The sequence below is a fragment of the Pseudarthrobacter sp. NPDC092424 genome (genome assembly GCF_044754925.1).
Classification (GTDB): domain Bacteria; phylum Actinomycetota; class Actinomycetes; order Actinomycetales; family Micrococcaceae; genus Arthrobacter.
In genome coordinates this window covers 48,713-65,463 of record NZ_JBIVQC010000008.1, presented here as the reverse complement: position 1 = coordinate 65,463, position 16,751 = coordinate 48,713, and the positions used below count along the sequence as shown (strand labels likewise).

The following is a 16,751-nucleotide window of genomic DNA, read 5'->3' as shown; positions in this document are numbered from 1 at the left end:
ATGACTGAATCTCCCCGCGGCTTCAATGCCACCGCCCCGGACCTCCCCGGCTGGCGCCACGTCTACTCCGGCAAGGTCCGCGACCTGTACGAGCCGGTGGACGAGTCCATCGTGGAACGGGTGGGCCAGGAGTGCGTCCTGGTGGTCGCGAGTGACCGGATCAGCGCCTATGACCACGTGCTCACCAGCGAGATCCCGGACAAGGGGCGCGTTCTCACCCAGCTGAGCCTCTGGTGGTTCAACCAGCTGGGCGTGGAACACCACGTGCTGGCCTCCACCGTGGCGGATGGCGTGCCGGCCGAGGTTGAGGGCCGGGCCATGATCTGCAAGAAGCTGGACATGTTCCCCGTGGAATGCATTGCCCGCGGCTACCTCACCGGGTCCGGCCTTGTGGAGTACAAGGCGTCCGGAACGGTGTGCAACATCCCCCTGCCCGAGGGCCTGGTGGACGGATCCCGGCTGCAGCATGCCATCTTCACCCCGTCCGCCAAGGCCCTGGTTGGCGAGCACGACGAGAACATCACCTATGACGCCGTGGTGGCGATGGTGGGTGACGACATCGCTGCCCGCCTCAGCGAACTGACACTGAAGATTTACACGACGGCGGAAAAGATCGCCCGGGAGCGAGGCATCATCCTGGCCGACACCAAAGTGGAATTCGGCTACGACGCGGTCTCCGGGTCCATCACGCTCGGCGACGAGGTCCTCACGCCGGACTCCTCCCGGTTCTGGGATGCCGCCACGTACCAGCCGGGCCAGGCCCAGCCGTCCTACGACAAGCAGTACGTCCGGGACTGGCTCACCTCGGCCGAATCGGGCTGGGACCGGGCCTCCGACACCCCGCCGCCGGCGCTGCCTGCGGACGTGGTGGAGCGGACCCGCAGCCGCTACATCGAGGCCTACGAGAAGCTGACCGGCACCAGCTTCGCCTAGCTCGCCTTGGCAGCGGCAGCCGCGCGCTGCTGCGCCAGCCTGATCTCAAGGACCGCGTCCAGCGCCTGCTGGACGCGGTCCGCTGCTCCGGCGGCACTGAAGGACTTCTGGGCTTCTTCCAGGTGCACCAGCGCCTCTTCCGGTTCGCCGGCCGCCTTGAGGGACTTCCCCAGCAGCAGGGACACCTCGCCGGCCGTGTGCTTGGCAAGCGCGGAGCGTTCCTTATGGATTTCCCTGAGCTTCTCGACGGCGGCCACGATATCCCCGGTCAGGTAGAGCCAGCGTGCGCGGATGAAGGCGACTTCCAGCTGGTCCGACTTGTTCCCGCCCACGATGGACAGGGCCAGCTCTGCGCGTTCGATGGCGGAAAGGGTTTCGGGTTCCACGATGCCGGAGGACAGCCGGACGGCCGCCGATGCCTTGTTGAACCTGGCCCACAGCTCGATGTCGTTGGCAGGGGAGAGCAGCCGTGCCGCCCGCTCGTGGTGCTTGATCCCCTCCTGGTAATCGTGGCGCATGAAAGCCACGTTGCCGATGACCCAGGCAACTTCGCCGGCCAACTGGGACATGGAGTGCTCGTCCACGTGCTCGATCATGTCCAGGCAGTATTTCCAGGCTTCCTCCAGCCGGCCGCTTTCGGCCAGGGCGCCGATCAGGGCACGGTGTGCGCCGATGATAAGGGTGGAGCCCCTGGGCAGCTGCGAGCAGAGCCGGACTGCCTCCATGGCGTGCTCGACGGCGGCGCTCAGCCTCCCTTGCCCCTGGCAAATGCCGGCCAGCATCTGCCGCGCGCGGACTGCGAGGCCGGCAGATTCCGTGGCCATGGGGTGCTCCAGCAGGTGCTGCATGATGCGTTCGCATTCCTGGAGGTTTCCCTGCTTCATGAGGCATTCCGCCTGCATGTAGGTCATATTCCACCAGGCGCTGGTGTTACGGCCGTCCAGCGCGGTCTGAGCAGCCGTGGCGGCATGGCTGGCAGCCAGGGAATAGTCCCGGAGGTCCCAGGCCTGCCTGGCATACAGTCCGGCCAGGACATACTCGGCGTCGCTGACGGAAATTGGCTGGCTCCAGGCCTCCAGGGCCTTGGGTGCCAGCTCCAGCCGGCGGGCCAGTTCCTCGATCACTTCGGCCGTAGGCTCCCTGCGGCCGGTTTCGAGTAGCGAGATGTAGCTCGGTGAATACAGGTCCCTGCCCAGTTCAGCCTGTGTCATCCCCCGTTCGAGACGCTCCGCCCGGAGCTTCTCCCCGAATCCGTTGCCCACGGGATTTCCTCCTCTGTCCGGACCATCTTTGTACCAAATGCTTGACAGTCCCTGTGGAAAACATTTTACAATGTATGTCAACAAGGACAGTGCTGACTTTGTAACGAATCCGACTCGTATTGAGGACCCTAATAATGTTCAAGAAGATCGCAACCGCTGCCGCCCTTGCCGGTGCGCTGGCGTTTTCTGCCGCGGCCCCGGCCGTCCTGTCTGCCGGTTCCCACGGGGAATCCACGGGGACCTCGGTAGCCGTTGGCAACTGGCCAGATCCGATGACCACTACCTCCAAGGGCAAGAGTGCGGAGGTCGAGAGGGGCAAGAGCGCCGAGCAGATCTCCTATGTCACCTACGTGGGCAACTGGCCGGACCCGATGTAACAGCTTCCTCACCAAGGAGGCATGATGGCCCCGGAGCTGCTGCTCCGGGGCCATTTCCTTTATCAATCTGTTACCGGGCGATATGACAAAAAAGAGGGCCTCCGCGTGGAGACCCTCTTCTTGTTGTGGTCGGGATGACAGGATTTGAACCTGCGACCTCTTCGTCCCGAACGAAGCGCGCTACCAAGCTGCGCTACATCCCGATCCGCTGCAAAAGCAACTTTACAAGGATAGCCGATGCGGGGTCCCGATGCGAAATCCGGGAGCGGGAACCGGCGCAGGCCCACTTGGCTGGCAACTGCCTCATGCCATGAAACGCTTCACGCACTTTCGCGAGGGGTCAGCGTGAGCAGCACGGCCTCGGGCTTGCAGGCAATGCGGACCGGCGCGAAGCGTGAGGTGCCGATCCCGCCCGAGACGTTGACCGGCGTCGTGCGCCCGTTGCTTTCCCAGTCATTCAGGCCCTTGGCGCGCCAGGTGGGGAGGTCGCAGTTGGAGACGAGTGCGCCGTAGCCGGGGATGCAGAGCTGGCCGCCGTGGGTGTGGCCGGCGAGGAGCAGGTGCGCCCCGGCCTGTGTGAAGTGGTCCAGCACCCGCTGGTAGGGAGCGTGGATGACCGCAACGCGGAGGTGGTCCTGCGCGTCCTGGTTAACCGTGCCCCGCGGCCAGCCGGCGTACCGTTCGCGGTTCAGGTGCGGATCGTCCACCCCGGAAAAGTCGAAGCGCATGCCGTTCAGGACCAGAGACTGGTGGCGGTTGGTGAGGTCCACCCAGCCGCCCATGCCGAACCCGGAACGCAGGCGCGGCCAGTCCAGCTCCTGCGGCTTGGGCTTCAGCCTGGAGGGGCCGCGCAGGTACGCGGCGGGGTTCTTCAGGGTGGGCGCGAAGTAGTCATTGGAGCCGGGCACGAAAACTCCGGGGAACTCCAGCAGGGGGCGCAGGGCTGCGAGCAGGGGATCCACGGCCTTCACGTGGCTGAGGTTGTCGCCGGTGTTGACCACCAGGTCCGGCTGCAGCTCCGCCAGGGACTCCAGCCAGGCGGCCTTTTTGTGCTGGCCGGGAACGAAGTGGATGTCGCTCAGATGCAGGATGCGGAACGGCTTCCGTCCCGGCGGGAGGATCGCGAGGGATTCCTCCCGCAGGACGAACTGGTTCTTCTCCCAGAGGCCGTAACCCAAGGCCACCGCGCCTGCCGCGGCCCCGGCCCCGGCAGTAAGTGCCAAGGCCCGGGCCGCGTTACGTGCGCTGTCCGCCAGGCTGCCCATAGCCATGGGTTAGTCGTTGCCCTTGGTCTTGCTGGGCTCGGGGGCGGGCTCGGCGGAGGGTTCCCGGGAGCCCTCGTTCTTCGGGGCGGACGGCTCGGGCCGCGGAACGAACGGCTCCGAGAGCAGGTTGCTCGGAGGTGCCGGGAACGGGTCCGTGCCGTAGGCCGGCGCAATCCGCGCCATGAAGTTCGAGAACATCGGTCCGGCAATCATGTAACCGTCGATGCCCTCGTAGAACTGGCCGTTGACCGTGATGTTCTGTCCGGCGCGGCCCTGGTTACCCAGCGGGTCACCGAACCAGGAGGCGGTGGCCAGGCCGGTTGTGTGGCCCACAACCCAGGTGGAACCGTTGTTGTTGGACGTACCGGTCTTGGCGCCGATGGGGAAGTGGGTGCCGGTGGAAATCCGCGGCTGGATCAGCGAGCCGGAGCCCCTGTTGAGGACCTCCTGCAACGCATAGTTGACACCTCGGGCGACGTCGGGCTTGATGGCGTCCCGGCAACTGCTGGACTGCGCCGGAAGGGCCTTGCCGGTGCCGTCCTTCACCGCAGTGATGGCGATGGGCTCGCAATACTTGCCGTCATTGGCGAACGTCGCAAACGCGCTGGCCATGGTCAGCGGGGCAGTCTGCGTGGAACCCAACAGGTTGGCCAGCGTAAACATATTGATCTTGGGGTTGGGGTCGTCCTTCGAGGGCAGGCCGCCGTGCAGGCCCACGGCGTCAACGATCTTCTGGATCCCACAGAAGTCCAACTGGGCGGCGGACGCGAACGTCACCGTGTTGATGGAGTTGTACAGACCCTCCAGCACTGACAGCGGCCGGTACCACTGGGGTTCGGCGTTCTGAAGGTCTTCCGCGGCGCCCAGGGCGGTCTCGTTGTCGTTGTAGGCGCCGGCCACCTGGCCGCAGGAGTTCCGCCACGGGAAGTCCAGAGGATAACGGCGCTTGGAAGCATCCACGACGGTCTTCATGGACTTGCCTTCATTGAGCCATTGCGCGAAGGTGAACGGCTTCATCGTGGACCCCGGCTGCGCGCCGCCCAGGCCGTTGAGGTCAGCGCCGTTCTTGTCCAGCTTGTCCACGTTGAAGTTCACCTGCGAGTCGAACCCGCCCTTTACGGGAAGGAACGTGGTGTTCTGTGCCATCGAGATGATCTTGCCGGAGTTGGGCTGCACCGAGACCATGGCCGCGCCCCACTTGTCCGGGTTCTTGCCGGCAGAGGCGTTGACCTGCTCCTGCGCCACCGCCTGGGCCTTGGGATCCAGGGTGGTGGTGATGGTGAGGCCGCCGCCGTAGATCAGGCGCTTGCGGTCCTGGGGGTCTGCTCCATACGCCGGATTGTTCTCCAGCAGGTGCAGCACGTAGTCGCAGAAGTAGGGCGCCTTGGACGCGTAGGCGCAGCCCTGGCGTGCCGGGGTGACCTTCGGCGCCACCGGTGTGGCCACTGCGGCGTCGTACTCGGCCTGCGTGATCTTCTTCTGGTCCAGCATGAGGCCGAGCACCAGGTCGCGGCGGGCCTTCGAGTTCTCCGGGTTGGAGATCGGATCGAAGGCTGATGGGCTGTTCACCAGGCCGGCCAGCAGCGCGGCCTGGGGGAGCGTCAGGTCCTTCGCGGAGGTGCTGAAGAAGAAGCGGGAGGCGGCTTCGATGCCGTACGCGTCCCGGTTGAAGAAGACGATGTTCAGGTAGCCCTCAAGGATTTCGTCCTTGCTGAATTCCTTCTCAAGCGCGATGGCCAGCTTCATTTCGCGAAGCTTGTCGCCCACGCCCTTGTTAACGCCGTTGAGCTTGATCTGGTCCTCGTTGCCCTCGGCGGCGAGGTTCGCGTTCAGGACGTTGTTGACGTACTGCTGGGTGATGGTGGAGGCACCCTGCTTGTTGCCGCGTGCGGTGCTGACCAGCGCCCGGAGAATGCCGGTGGTGTCCACGCCGCCGTGCTCATAGAAGCGGCTGTCCTCGACGGCGATGACAGCGTCCTTCATGAACGGCGAGATTTTGTCCAGGGAAACCTTGGTGCGGTTTTCCATGTAGACGCTGGCGATCTCGCTGCCGTCCGCAGCCAGGATCCTGGTGGTCTGGCTGGGCGGGTCAACCTTCAGCTCATCCGGCAGTTGGTCGAAGAACTCTATGGAACCACTTGCAGCGCTGCCGGAGACGGCCGCGGCCGGCACCAGGAGCCCCGCAGCCAGGACACCACAGATTCCACTCACGCCAAGGAAAAGAAGAATCTTACCCAGTGTGGTGGCAGTGTCGAATAGAGGGTTCTTGCGAGTCGCCATGTTTTCCACTTTACCGGCAAGGACTAGTCTTTCTCTCATGACCAAATGGGAGTACGCGACGATTCCGCTCATTATTCACGCCACCAAACAGATCCTGGACCAGTGGGGAGAGGACGGCTGGGAGCTCGTCCAGGTTGTCCCCGGACCTGACGGCAACGGACTGGTTGCCTACCTCAAGAGGGAGAAGCAGTAGCATGTCCACCCCCGCAGAATCCGCCTCCGCCGTGGCAGCGGCGCCCGCGTCCGCCGTCGAGCAGCGCCTTGCCGAACTGGGGCTGAAGCTCCCCGAGGTGGCCGCCCCGGTTGCCGCGTATGTTCCGGCCGTCATTTCCGGTAGCCACGTCTACACCTCCGGCCAGCTGCCGTTTATTAATGGCAAACTCCCAGCTACGGGCAAGGTGTCCACCGGCACCGAAGGCTACGCGGACGAGCCCACGGTCTCCCCTGAAGAGGCACAGCAGCTCGCCGCCGTCTGCGCCGTCAACGCCCTGGCCGCGGTCAAGAGCGTCATCGGAGACCTGGACCGGATCACCCGCATCGTCAAGGTGGTGGGGTTTGTCTCGTCCGATCCTTCCTTCACCGGCCAGCCGGGCGTTGTCAACGGTGCCTCCGAGCTCCTGGGCCGCGTCCTGGGTGACGCCGGGCAGCACGCCCGTTCCGCCGTCGGCGTAGCCGTCCTCCCGCTGGATGCCCCGGTAGAGGTCGAACTGATCGCCGAGTTCAGCTAGGACAGCCTTGCCGCATTTAGCCAGACGCCTGTTTGCACTGCCCCCGCATCTTGAAGGGGCGGCGCAAAGCTGGCTCGAACACGGCGAACGGACCCCCCGCGCTGCGCGGTTCGCCTCGTCCGTGGTCCTCCTGCGGGATTCCCCCAACGGCCTGGAGACCTGGCTGGCCTACCGGCCCGGTTCCTCGCCGCTGGGGGTCCTCGCGTTCCCCGGCGGTTCCGTCGACGCGTCCGACGACGATCCGGTCGGCTGGCTGGGGCCCTCACCCGGCCATTGGGCTGAGCAAATGGGAACGGACGACGTCGGGCTGGCGCGGCGTCACGTAGTGGGTGCCATTCGGGAACTGTTCGAGGAAACAGGCATCCTGCTGGCCGGGACGGACATGGCCAGCGTGGTGGAGGCGACCTCCACGCCGGAGTGGATGCGTGCCCGGCAGGCTGTGGCCGAGCAGGAAAAGACGTTCGGACAGGTCCTTGAGAAGCGCGGACTGTCGCTGCGCACTGACCTGCTGAAGTCGCTGGTGAACTGGCGGAGCCCGGACTTTGCGCACCGCCGCTTCGATACCCGTTACTTCGCCACCACGCTCCCGGTGAACCAGCAGCCGGTCATGCTGGAAGGCAAAGGCGTTTGGGGCCGTTGGGTCAACGCGTCCCAGGTGCTCGCGGACCGCAACACCACGGCGCTCGGCGACGAGGTGGGCCAGGAGAATACCGTGGGCCGCACCCTCAGTGAGCTGCTGGTGCCCGGCTCCGAGATCATGCTGGAGAAGATGGCTGCGGCCAACGGCTGCATTGCCTACCTCAGCTACAAGCGGAAGGCGCACGTGTACCAGCCGGTCCTCGTCGAAGAGGACGGAAAGCTGATGCTGGAAGTCGAAGCCGCGAAGACCACTCCGGACGATCCCCAGCGCGACCGCTGACCCTGCCCTCCGGACGCTCTCTCACAACACCGGTTAACCCAAACGCTCACTCACTTAACACCGGTTAAACCCAAACGCTCGCTCACTTTCAAAGGCAAAGTGAGCGAGCGTTTGACGTTTTAGTGCATCAAGTGAGAGAGCGTCGGGGCCGGCCGCTAGCGCGAACGCTGGCGGAGGCGCTGCATGTCCAGGATGACCACGGCGCGGGCCTCGAGGCGGAGCCAGCCGCGCTGCACGAACTCGGCCAGGGCTTTGTTGACGGTTTCGCGCGATGCACCCACCAGCTGTGCCAGTTCTTCCTGGGTGAGTTCGTGTGCAACCAGCACGCCGTCCGTGGCGGGGCGGCCGAAGCGGTCCGCGAGGTCCAGGAGGGCCTTGGCGACGCGGCCGGGGACGTCGGAGAAGACAAGGTCGGACAGGGAATCGTTGGTGCGGCGCAGGCGGCGGGCCAATGCCTGCAGGAGCTGCGCGGACACCTCGGGGCGGGTGCGCAGCAGGTTGTTCAGGCTCTCGTTCTTGAGCCCGGCCAGGCGCGTTTCGGACACAGCGGTGGCCGTGGCGGTGCGCGGGCTGGGGTCGAACAGGGCCATTTCGCCGAAGAGCTCACCCGGGCCAAGAATGGCCAGGAGGGACTCCCGGCCGTCCGGGGACGTGCGGCCGAGCTTTACCTTGCCTGAGACGATGAAGTAGAGCTGGTCGCCCTGGTCGCCTTCACGGAACACCGATGCTCCGCGGGAAAGGTCCACCTCGGTGAGCTCGTCCGTCAGCAGACGGAATGCGTCGTCGTCGAGCGTGGCGAAAAGGGGTGCTCGGCGCAGTACCTCGATGTCCATGAAATCTCCTGAGTAAAAGTGTCGTCTGTGGCGCTTGTGCCATTGTTTCAGAATTTTCAAGGTTCTGTGACGAACTTGGCACCTGAGCCCCCCGTGCCAGGAGCCGGGCATCACGTTCGCTCCCCGATGGTAGTCAGCCGGCGCCACTAGAATGGGGTTTCACCTGTTGATAAGGAGCCTGCGTGCCCGGCCTGACTGTCCTCGACCTGGTCCTGGTCCTGATTCTGCTGTCCTACCTGATCTACGGGCTCCGCAACGGCTTCCTGGTCACCGCGGGCGGGATCGCCGGCTTCGCGGCCGGCGCCGTGGCCGCCGTCGTCGCCGTTCCGCTTGTCAGCGGCTTTGTCCCCGACCCCGGCTGGAGGCTGACCGCCACCATTGCCGCCGCCGTCGTGCTCGTGGTCATGGGGCATGGCCTGGGCACCATGGCGGGCCGCGCCATCCGGGGAGCAGTGCGGATCAGCCCCCTGCGTGCCGTGGACCGGCTGGTGGGCGGGGGCGTAAACGTGGTGGTCGCCGCGCTGGTGATGTCCATGCTGGCGTTCAGCGTAAGTTCGCTGGGTGTGCCGATTGTTTCGCAGCAGCTGGCGGAGTCCAAGGTGATCCGTTTCATCGACGGGCTGACACCCACGCCTGTGAAAGCCACCCTGGCGCAGCTTCGGTCCGCCGTAATCGGCAACGGAATTCCCACGCTCATCCAGGGCCTGGATAACGGCAAGACCGTTCCGGTGCCCAACGCGAGTACTGACACGCCCGCGCTGAACCGTGCTGCGGCCTCCGTGCTGAAGATCGCCGGTACCGCCTACGAATGCGGGCAGAACCAGACGGGCACCGGCTTTGTGGTTTCCCCGGACCGGGTGGTCACCAACGCGCATGTCGTAGCGGGCGTGTCGCAACCGGTGGTGGAAATGCCCGACGGCGGTGCCTACCCCGGGCGCGTAGTGTACTTTGACACCCGCCACGACCTCGCCGTGGTCGCCGTGGATGGCCTGCCCGCCCAGCCGCTACCGCTCAGCGCCGACCTGCCGGACGGCAGCCCGGCTGCGTTCGCCGGATATCCGCACGGCGGTCCGTTCCAGTCGAAGCCCGCTACCGTGCAGGACATTGCGACCGTGCTGGTTCCGGACATCTATGGGTCGGACCCGGCGCCGGAAGAGATTTACCGGCTGGCCGGAGACGTGCAGCCGGGCAACTCAGGCGGGCCGCTGCTCACCACTGAGGGCCGGGTGGCAGGGGTGATCTTCGCCAAGGCCACCGCGGACACCGCAATGGGTTTTGCCATCACCATGGATGACTTGAGTCCGGTGGCATCCCAGGCGCCAGCCATGTCATCGCCGGTTTCCTCCGGGCAGTGCATCCAGAAGTAACGGAATCCGGAAGCGCGAGCTGGACGCCGTTAGAGGACTTCGGCCAGGTAATCGATGGCCAACCGGTACCCGCTGACGCCGGCGCCTACGATCACCGCGGCGCACACCGGCGACAGGTAGGAGTGGTGCCGGAATTCCTCGCGCTGGTGCACATTGGTGATGTGGACTTCGACGGCGGGAAGCTGCACGGCGGCGAGGGCGTCGCGAAGTGCCACTGAGGTATGGGTGAAGGCACCGGCGTTGATGACGATTCCGGCAGCGTTTCCGCGGGCGGCGTGGATGGTGTCCAGCAGGACGCCCTCATGGTTGGACTGGACGCATTCCACCTCGAAACCATGCCCCTTGCCGGCGGAGGCGGCGAGCTGCTCGACGTCCGCCAGCGTGGACGTGCCGTACTTCTCAGGCTCCCTGGTACCCAGCATGTTCAGGTTGGGTCCATTGATCACCAGGATGGTGCCGCGGCCGGCGGCAGGGGTAGCTTCAGTCATGCGAGCCAATCTATCGCCCGCCGGGGACGGGACGTGCATTCTTACGCCACTGTCCCGCCCGTGCCTGGAGAGCCGTGACCTTCAGCAGCAGCGCCGCTGAACTGGTCCTGGCGCAGCTTCATGGGTTGCCGGGGACGCCCCGCGTCCTGGAGACGACCATCATGTGGCGGGGATCAGCATAACCGCGCTTAAGCGGGCACCACACGCAGCTTCGCCCGTTCGCCAACGACGCGCCGGGCTTCGGCGCTGAGCCCGGCATCGCTGATCACCTCGTCCACGTCGTCCAGGGCCGCGATGGTGCTGATCCCCAGCATGCCCCACTTTGTGTGGTCGGCCAGGACCACGGTCCGCCGGGCAGCGGCCATGAAGGCGCGGTCCGTCTCCGCCTCGAGCAGGTTGGGCGTGGTGAAGCCGGCACCGGCATCCATGCCGTGGACACCCAGGAACAACAGGTCAAGGTGAAGCTGCCTTAGTGCACCCGTCGCGATGGGACCAACCAGGGCGTCCGACGGCGTGCGCTCGCCACCTATCAGGATCACGGCAGACCCGCCGGGGTGGAAGAGATCGGCGATCCTCATCGAGTTGGTGACCACCGTGATGCGCGGCCCGCCCACCAGTTCCCGGGCCAGCGCCCACGTAGTGGTGCCCGCGCTCAGGCCGACGGCCATCCCTTCCTGCACAAGGGCGGCTGCGGCCACCGCAATAGCCCGCTTTTCGGCGGTCAACCGGGTGGATTTCAGCTCAAACCCGGGCTCGTGCGCGCTGGCGTCCCCGGGAAGTTTCGCACCGCCGTGGATGCGCTCAAGCTTCCCGTCCTCTTCCAGCTGCTCAATGTCGCGCCGCACCGTCATCAGCGACACGCCCAGCTGGGCAGCCAGATCCGAAATCCGCACCACCCGCTCCCGCTGGAGTGCGTCCAGTATCACCTCGTGGCGTGCGACGGCGAGCATCCAGGTTGGTCCTTTGGGGCAGGGGAACGGTCTGCTCCCAGCATACGGCGACGGGGACTGGTGGGAGGGGAGGATGACTCCCTCCCCTCCCCCAAGGAGCCCCTACTTCCGCAGGGACGCCGCTATCTGGGACATGATGGTCGGGTCCGAGAGGGTGGTTGCGTCGCCCGGGTCCCGGCCTTCGGCTACGTCCTTGAGGAGCCGGCGCATGATCTTGCCGGAGCGCGTCTTGGGCAGTTCCGGCACCACAAGGATGTTCTTGGGCTTGGCGATGGGGCCGATTTCCTTGCCCACGTGGTTGCGCAGTTCCTGGACAGTGACGTCGCCTTCGTTGACCGCATCGCCGCGGAGGATGACGAACGCGACGACGGCCTGGCCGGTGGTCTCGTCGGCGGCGCCGACGACGGCGGCCTCGGCCACGGACGGGTGTGAGACCAGGGCGGACTCGATCTCCGTAGTGGAGAGCCGGTGGCCGGAGACGTTCATAACGTCGTCCACCCGGCCCAGGAGCCAGATGTCGCCGTCTTCGTCCTTCTTGGCGCCGTCGCCGGCGAAGTACATGGTCTCGAACCGGGACCAGTAGGTGTCCTTGAACCGTTCCGGGTCGCCCCAGATCCCGCGGAGCATGGCTGGCCACGGTTCGCGGATCACCAGGAACCCGCCGTGGCCGTTGGGCACGGACTCGCCGTTCTCGTCCACGACATCGACGGCGATGCCGGGCAGCGGAACCTGCGCGGAGCCCGGCTTGGTGGCGGTGACACCGGGCAGTGGGGCGACCATCTGGGCGCCGGTTTCGGTCTGCCACCAGGTGTCCACGATGGGGGTCCGGTCGGCGCCGATGACCTTGCGGTACCACATCCAGGCTTCGGGGTTGATGGATTCGCCCACGGATCCCAGAACGCGCAGGGAGGAGAGGTCGTACTTGTCCGGGATCTCCCGGCCCCACTTCATGAAGGTGCGGATGGCGGTGGGGGCGGTGTAGAGGATGGAGACCTTGTACTTCTCCACGATCTCCCACCAGCGGCCCTGGTGCGGGGAATCCGGGGTGCCCTCGTACATGACCTGGGTGGCGCCGTTGATGAGCGGCGCGTAGGCGACGTATGAGTGGCCGGTGACCCAGCCGACGTCGGCCGTGCACCAGTACACGTCCGTTTCGGGGTGGAGGTCGAACACTGCCTTGTGGGTGTAGGCGCCCTGGGTGAGGTATCCGCCGGTGGTGTGCAGGATGCCCTTGGGCTTGCCGGTGGTGCCGGACGTATAGAGGATGAACAGCGGGTGCTCGGAATCATGGCCCACGGCGGTGTGCTCGGCGGATGCGGCGTCCACGGTGTCCGCCCACCAGTGGTCGCGGCCCTCGGTCCAGTCCACGTCCTGGCCGTTGCGCTTGACCACCACCACGTTCTGCACGGTGTGCCCGGTGGCGGCGAGTGCCTCGTCCACGGCCGGCTTCAGCGCGCTCGGCTTGCCGCGGCGGTAGGTCCCGTCCGCGGTGACCACGAGCTTGGCTTCGGCGTCATCGATCCGTGAGCGGAGGGCGTCCGCGGAGAAGCCGCCGAACACCACCGAGTGCACGGCGCCGATCCGGGCGCAGGCCAGGAGCGTTATGACTGCTTCGGGGATCATGGGAAGGTAGACCGCCACGCGGTCGCCCTTGGCAACGCCGAGGGACTCGAACGCGTTGGCGGCTTTCTTGACCTCTTCGGTGAGCTGCGCGTACGTGTAGGTGCGGGTGTCGCCGGGCTCGCCCTCGAAGTAGATGGCCACCCGATCCCCGTTGCCAGCCTCCACATGGCGGTCCAGGGCGTTGTATGCGGCGTTGACCTCGCCGCCGACGAACCACTTGGCGAACGGCGGGTTGGACCAGTCCAGGGTCTGGTCGAAGTCCTTGCTCCAGGTCAGCAGCTCGCGGGCTTTCTTTGCCCAGAATGCCGGCCGGTCGGCGGCTGCTTCCCCGTAATCGGCAGCGGTGACCACAGCGTCGGCTGCGAACTCAGGGGTTGGCGCGAAGGCGCGGGTCTCATGCAGCAGGTTTTCGAAGGCGTCACCTTCCTGGCCGGCGGGGGCCGGGACGGGAGCAGTGGCCGTGGAGCTTGTTGTGTCCTGGGACATGTGAACCTCATCATTCATCGATCTTTGCTGCGCGGGCGTTCCGCGTGGACCTGGCTCCGCCGCATGCACGGCGTCGGGCCCGCCTGGCGGATTTTCCGCAAAGAGCTGTTCCGGGTTCAAGAGTAGTGGCTGCGGCTGCCCGCATGTGTGCCGTGTCACAAGAGAGCCCGTGAGCGGCATTTATTAAGCGGTGAATGGTCCGGCGGCTGGCTTGTGACGTCTTTTGGGCCGGACCGCCGGGCGCATGCCCGGCTAGTGATCAGGCAGGCTGTTGGCTAGGGTGAAATGGAATTGTGACTTACTTCGGGCCGGTCGCGCCAGGCATCACGAATTCCTGCGACGGCCGGATCCGCTGTACGACGGCACGGTTTGACGGGGCCACCCGGCCCCGGTGCCGCCACGCTAAGGAGAGCAGAATGGACCAGCAGAGCCATGGCCGGACAACCGGCCAGGACACTAACTCAGCGTCGAACCCCGCGGAGTCCGGTGCAGCATCCCCGGGCGGGAAGGCCGCAGCCGGGAACGGCTCCGCTGCGGACGGTGCGCAGCAGGCGGTCCTCGGCCCCTTCACTGTCCGGGACCTGGCCGTTTTCGCCGCCACCCTCATTCTGTTCACCGCCTCCCTGCTGCCCCTGTTCGGCGGCCGGTACAACCTCTGGAACCTGAACAACCAGTTCTTCCTGGGCCTCGGCGTCGTCCTGCCGCTGGTGGTCTCGGCGCTGTTCGCTGCTCGCAGGCTGGCGCCGCAGACAAAGATCCGGATTGGTTCCCTCTCGATCGACCAGTTCGCTTCCGTGACCGCATCGTTTGCGGTTGCGTTCTTCTTCCTGGCCACCGCTGCCGCGTTTGGCCCCAGCCTGCTGGTGGGCCTGATCGGTGCCGTGATCCTCTTCGCCGCCACCGTCCTGGGGCGGTTCCTGCCCTTCATTTCGGCCGACTTCCAGGGCCGGGCCGAAGTGCCGGCACATGTGGTGGCCCGCGAAGCGGCGGTTCCAGTGCGTAAGCCGCGTGCGCCGAAGCCGCCGAAGCCGTCCGAACCGGTCGGCGACGCCGCCCGGAAGTCTCCCCTGGGCGGCCGGCTGCTGGCCGGCGGCAACGCCGGGTCGTCTGCGGTGCGGCCGGGTTCCGCGGGCACCGCGGTTCCGCATGCACCCGCTCCGCACGCAGCCGCTCCGGCCCAGACTGCCGCGGCCGGAGCGGCCGCAACCGCCGCCGGCACCACCCCCCACGCGGCCGCCGCCCCCGTCTCCACAGCTCCCGAAGTTTCCGAATGGACCGCACAGGGCGAGCAGCTCCCGGCAACCCAGGCAACCGCCGTCGTACGCCCTGCCAGTGCTCCGGTGGGTGAACAGACCCAGCCAGGAGACGTCGTCGCCCCCGCCGCCGCGCCTGAAACAGCGCACGACGGCGGCGCGCGGCAGGGTGCCCCGGCCACCGGGCGCACGGCGGAACCCCCGGCGGCCACTGCGGTCCACCCGCAGGTCAGGGTTGAACAGCAGATCGGCGCCACGGTGGACCCCGCCAGCCGTCCGGAGGATTCCGGCGAGCACCCCGTCCCCGAGGCCTTCTGGTTCGCCGTGGCGCAGCACCGCACCGCCGTGGACCCTGAAACCGGTGCCCCGGCCTTTGTGATCGAGCCCGGCGGCTGGGTCCTTGCCCTCGAGGACCGCGGCCACGAATTCCTGGTCCAGCACACCGACGGGCGGCTGGGGGTCCTGCGGGACCTGAGCAACATCGAACGCGGCTAGCCTGCCATGGTGACGGTGAGCGCGGAGTCGGCCCTCGCGCTGAAGCGGCGGGCGCGCCGGATCAACCGGATCCTGGCGGAGAAATATCCCTACGCGCATGCGGAACTGGATTTCACCAACCCGTACGAGCTGCTGGTTGCCACCGTGCTGTCCGCGCAGACCACGGACGTGACGGTCAACCTGATCTCGCCGCTGCTCTTCCGCACCTACCCTGACCCGCGCGCACTGGCCGAGGCAGACCCGGCGCGGCTCGAGGAAATCATCAAGCCCACCGGCTTCTTCCGCGCCAAGGCCCGGAATCTTATCGCGCTGGCTACGCGCCTGGTGGATGAGTACGACGGCGTGGTCCCCGGACGTCTGGAGGACCTCGTTACGCTCCCGGGAGTGGGGCGGAAGACGGCGAACGTGGTGCTGGGCAATGCTTTCGGCGTGCCTGGCATCACCGTGGACACCCACTTCGGCCGGCTGGCCCGGCGCTTCGGCTGGACCCTGTCCGAGGATCCCGTACAGATTGAGTCCGATGTGGCCGAGCTGTTCGAACCGCGCGACTGGACCATGCTTTCCCACCGGGTGGTGTTCCACGGCCGGCGGGTGTGCCATTCACGGAAGCCGGCCTGCGGGGCGTGCCCGGTGGCCAACCTCTGCCCGAGCTATGGCCTGGGCGAGACGGACCCGGCCAAGGCGGCCAAACTGCTCAAGTACGAGCTCGCGCCCGGCAGCGAGGAACTGCTGGCCCGGCTGCTGGCGGAGACGCACCGGGCCGCCGAAATCCGGATGGAATCCCGGCGGGCTGCCCAGTGAGCGCGCGGGGCGACCTGCAGGAGCTGGTCCGCAGGAATCAGGAGGGGATGGCGGCCGAGCCTGATCCGCTGTGGGCGGCGCTCACCGTGGATGAGGCCACCGCCCGTAAGGCTGCCGTCCTGATGCTTTTCGGTGCGCTGGACAATGTTCCGGCGGCGTCGGACAAGCCCCTCGCGCCGGCCGACCTGGACGTGCTGTTGCTGGAGCGGGCCCATACGCTTGGCTCCCATCCCGGACAGGTGGCGTTCCCCGGCGGGCGGATCGACCCCGGCGAGTCCGCGGTGGAGGCGGCGCTGCGGGAGGCCGAGGAGGAAACCGGCCTGGATGCCGGCGGCGTGGAGGTGCTCGGCACGCTCCAGGAACTCGGGCTCGCCCACAGTAACTTCCTGGTGACGCCGGTGGTGGGCTGGTGGCAGTCGCCCTCGCCCGTCCGGGTGGTGGACTACGGGGAATCCGCACAGGTGTTTCGGGTGCCCGTGCGGGATCTGCTGGATCCGGACAACCGGGTCATGGCCACGGTGCGCCGCGTGGGCCGCACTTTCGACAGCCCCGCGTTCACCGTCAACGGCGTGCTGGTGTGGGGTTTTACCGGGATAGTGCTGAACGGGCTGTTCGAGCAGCTCGGCTGGGCCGTCCCATGGGACCGGAGCCGGAAACACAAAGTAGAGGTGTAGGACGCCAGCAGGTCCGG

General features: G+C 66.6%; 16 protein-coding genes and 1 tRNA gene. 9 read left to right on the top strand and 8 right to left on the bottom strand.

The genetic code is table 11. The features are described 5' to 3' along the window. Complete coding sequence (locus ACIQCN_RS12255) at positions 1-933, top strand: phosphoribosylaminoimidazolesuccinocarboxamide synthase (RefSeq protein WP_400611188.1); 933 nt, start codon at positions 1-3, stop codon at positions 931-933. Here ACIQCN_RS12255 and ACIQCN_RS12250 read toward each other — a convergent pair. Further along, positions 930-2,195: a helix-turn-helix domain-containing protein gene (locus ACIQCN_RS12250; RefSeq protein WP_400604962.1), complete on the bottom strand. Its 1,266-nt coding sequence runs from the start codon at positions 2,193-2,195 to the stop codon at positions 930-932. The two genes, ACIQCN_RS12255 and ACIQCN_RS12250, sit on opposite strands and share 4 nt — an antisense overlap. A 134-nt stretch (positions 2,196-2,329) precedes the next feature. Between ACIQCN_RS12250 and ACIQCN_RS12245 the strand changes: the two genes are divergently transcribed. Next, positions 2,330-2,572, top strand: a complete 243-nt coding sequence (locus tag ACIQCN_RS12245) for a hypothetical protein (protein WP_400604960.1) — start codon at positions 2,330-2,332, stop codon at positions 2,570-2,572. Positions 2,573-2,698: 126 nt separating this feature from the next. Here ACIQCN_RS12245 and ACIQCN_RS12240 read toward each other — a convergent pair. The 3 genes from ACIQCN_RS12240 to ACIQCN_RS12230 form a co-directional block, all read right to left on the bottom strand. Next, positions 2,699-2,775, bottom strand: a tRNA-Pro gene (locus tag ACIQCN_RS12240). 117 nt (positions 2,776-2,892) lie between these two features. Then, a complete protein-coding gene (locus ACIQCN_RS12235; RefSeq protein ID WP_400604958.1) occupies positions 2,893-3,843 on the bottom strand; it encodes a metallophosphoesterase in 951 nt (316 codons plus the stop codon). Between the two features lie 3 nt (positions 3,844-3,846). Further along, positions 3,847-6,117 carry a transglycosylase domain-containing protein gene (locus tag ACIQCN_RS12230; RefSeq protein WP_400604956.1) on the bottom strand — a complete coding sequence of 757 codons (2,271 nt, stop codon included), beginning with the start codon at positions 6,115-6,117 and terminating at the stop codon, positions 3,847-3,849. Positions 6,118-6,154: 37 nt separating this feature from the next. Here ACIQCN_RS12230 and ACIQCN_RS12225 point away from each other — a divergent pair, with 37 nt between their 5' ends. Genes ACIQCN_RS12225 through ACIQCN_RS12215 form a run of 3 tightly spaced genes read left to right on the top strand, consistent with a single transcriptional unit; the run spans position 6,155 to position 7,764 of the window. Further along, positions 6,155-6,310, top strand: a complete 156-nt coding sequence (locus tag ACIQCN_RS12225; RefSeq protein ID WP_009359196.1) for a DUF4177 domain-containing protein — start codon at positions 6,155-6,157, stop codon at positions 6,308-6,310. A gap of 1 nt (position 6,311) precedes the next feature. Continuing rightward, complete coding sequence (locus tag ACIQCN_RS12220) at positions 6,312-6,845, top strand: RidA family protein (RefSeq protein WP_400604954.1); 534 nt, start codon at positions 6,312-6,314, stop codon at positions 6,843-6,845. Between the two features lie 7 nt (positions 6,846-6,852). Further along, entirely contained in the window at positions 6,853-7,764 is a 912-nt protein-coding gene (locus ACIQCN_RS12215) for an NUDIX hydrolase (protein ID WP_400604953.1), read from the top strand. Between the two features lie 155 nt (positions 7,765-7,919). Here the strand turns inward: ACIQCN_RS12215 and ACIQCN_RS12210 are convergent, their stop codons facing one another. Next, positions 7,920-8,597: a Crp/Fnr family transcriptional regulator gene (locus ACIQCN_RS12210; protein WP_009359192.1), complete on the bottom strand. Its 678-nt coding sequence runs from the start codon at positions 8,595-8,597 to the stop codon at positions 7,920-7,922. A 182-nt stretch (positions 8,598-8,779) separates the two neighbouring features. Between ACIQCN_RS12210 and ACIQCN_RS12205 the strand changes: the two genes are divergently transcribed. Continuing rightward, entirely contained in the window at positions 8,780-9,964 is a 1,185-nt protein-coding gene (locus tag ACIQCN_RS12205; protein ID WP_400604951.1) for a MarP family serine protease, read from the top strand. A gap of 29 nt (positions 9,965-9,993) precedes the next feature. Here ACIQCN_RS12205 and aroQ read toward each other — a convergent pair whose 3' ends face one another. The 3 genes from aroQ to acs form a co-directional block, all read right to left on the bottom strand. Further along, positions 9,994-10,452 (bottom strand): type II 3-dehydroquinate dehydratase, encoded by a 459-nt coding sequence (gene aroQ, locus ACIQCN_RS12200; RefSeq protein ID WP_400604949.1) that lies wholly within the window; start codon positions 10,450-10,452, stop codon positions 9,994-9,996. A 188-nt stretch (positions 10,453-10,640) separates the two neighbouring features. Further along, positions 10,641-11,402, bottom strand: coding sequence for a DeoR/GlpR family DNA-binding transcription regulator (locus tag ACIQCN_RS12195; protein WP_400604947.1), 762 nt, complete (start codon positions 11,400-11,402; stop codon positions 10,641-10,643). A gap of 102 nt (positions 11,403-11,504) precedes the next feature. Further along, positions 11,505-13,511, bottom strand: a complete 2,007-nt coding sequence (gene acs / locus ACIQCN_RS12190) for an acetate--CoA ligase (RefSeq protein ID WP_400604945.1) — start codon at positions 13,509-13,511, stop codon at positions 11,505-11,507. Positions 13,512-13,927: 416 nt separating this feature from the next. Here acs and ACIQCN_RS12185 point away from each other — a divergent pair, with 416 nt between their 5' ends. From ACIQCN_RS12185 to ACIQCN_RS12175, 3 genes are read left to right on the top strand one after another with little or no spacing between them, the layout of a single operon-like run. Beyond that, complete coding sequence (locus tag ACIQCN_RS12185; RefSeq protein ID WP_400611186.1) at positions 13,928-15,259, top strand: hypothetical protein; 1,332 nt, start codon at positions 13,928-13,930, stop codon at positions 15,257-15,259. A 6-nt stretch (positions 15,260-15,265) separates the two neighbouring features. After that, a complete protein-coding gene (gene nth / locus ACIQCN_RS12180; protein WP_400604942.1) occupies positions 15,266-16,060 on the top strand; it encodes an endonuclease III in 795 nt (264 codons plus the stop codon). Beyond that, complete coding sequence (locus ACIQCN_RS12175) at positions 16,057-16,734, top strand: NUDIX hydrolase (protein WP_400611184.1); 678 nt, start codon at positions 16,057-16,059, stop codon at positions 16,732-16,734. Before nth ends, ACIQCN_RS12175 begins: the two co-directional genes overlap by 4 nt. Positions 16,735-16,751 lie beyond the last annotated feature (17 nt).